Genomic DNA, 1,316 nt, shown 5'->3' on the forward strand with positions numbered 1-1,316 from the left:
TTTGCAATAAAATTGCACGGATTGTTGGGCTAAATCTTGAAATCCCACTTTTTGTCAGTTCTTCCACAGGACCCCTATATGAGTTCAACTTCTTCTGCCTGCAGACCTTTTTGTCCTTTACCTGCTTTAAACAGAACGTTTGCACTTTCTGGCAACGTTTTAAAACCGCTACTTTGAATTCGCTCTAAAGAGAATTATCGCATAGAGTGTGATAATGATCCCTCTGAAATAAAGCCTATAATCAAACACCTCGCTCCAACCAAAAAGGTTCTCCATATCTATTCCATTTAAATTAGTTAAACTGGGATGATAATTTTATTGTGCCTGTTACGATGATACGTGACAATCATTCTTTACGTTGACATCTAGTTATTTCTATTTTATTACGATAAATTAATCAAAGAAATTGCTCTGAGTATCTGATTAAAAATTTGCCCTAATCCGCGTGATATACACGGTAATAAAACTGCGGGGATTAGTACCACCAACTACGCGCGGCTATTACAAAACCCTATGGGAAAAAAACCAATATCCGGTGGGTGATGTGAAAATCATGCTCCCAATTTTTTATTCTTTAAGATTTATACTTTTCTTGATAAATCAAAGGTTAATACGCCTTCTTCATGACTTGGACGCTTAAAAATTTGGGGGTATTGAAGCGTTCTCACCGTGTCTGCATAACCCGCATTCCAATGTTCTCTCATGGTTAAAAGAGAGAATTCATAATCTTTGGAATGTCCTTCATATTGTTTTGGGCGATGAATCAATTGCACAATATTATATACTTTGTGATCCGCTATTTCTTTAAGAAGGGACGCTTCTTTGCCTTCAGATAAATGAGGCGGTAATTTGGAAAGCAGACTGGCAAGTGCGCAGCGAATACTTTGGAGTCTTTGGAAATGAAAAGTACTGGCACGTGTCCTGCTGGAATATTGGATTTCTTTTTGGCGAGTCATGGTCTCGGCAATAGAACGTGGTAGTGTGCCTTGAGCATTCCAAAGATCTACTTGAAAGGCAAGAGTATCCTGACGCGTCTCACCTTCAACTACCCACTCTAGCGGGGTATTAGAAATCAACCCCCCATCCCAATAGAATTCCCCATCAATTTCAGTGGCGGCAAAACCTGGGGGCAGTGATGCGCTTGCTATGACATGTTCAGGACGAATAGTGTGCGTTGTATTATCAAAATAGATGAAATTGCCAGAGGTTACATTGACGGCTCCTACACTAAAACGAATCGGTTCATTATTGATTCTGTCAAAGTCTACAAAACGTTCTAACGTGGTTTTAAGAGGGTTAAGATCATAAAAACTTGT

General features: G+C 39.2%; 1 protein-coding gene and 1 pseudogene. Both read right to left on the reverse strand.

The window, feature by feature from the left end; translation table 11 throughout:
• Positions 1-74 precede the first annotated feature (74 nt).
• Positions 75-179, reverse strand: a pseudogene (locus tag ACQY7T_RS12465) (cold-shock protein); the annotation flags it as partial.
• 402 nt (positions 180-581) lie between these two features.
• Positions 582-1,316 (reverse strand): DUF3734 domain-containing protein (locus tag ACQY7T_RS12470; protein WP_428413837.1); only part of this gene is annotated, 735 nt, incomplete at its 5' end.

Origin of the sequence: Legionella sp. (assembly GCF_965140895.1) — a bacterium.
Classification (GTDB): Bacteria; Pseudomonadota; Gammaproteobacteria; order Legionellales; family Legionellaceae; genus Legionella.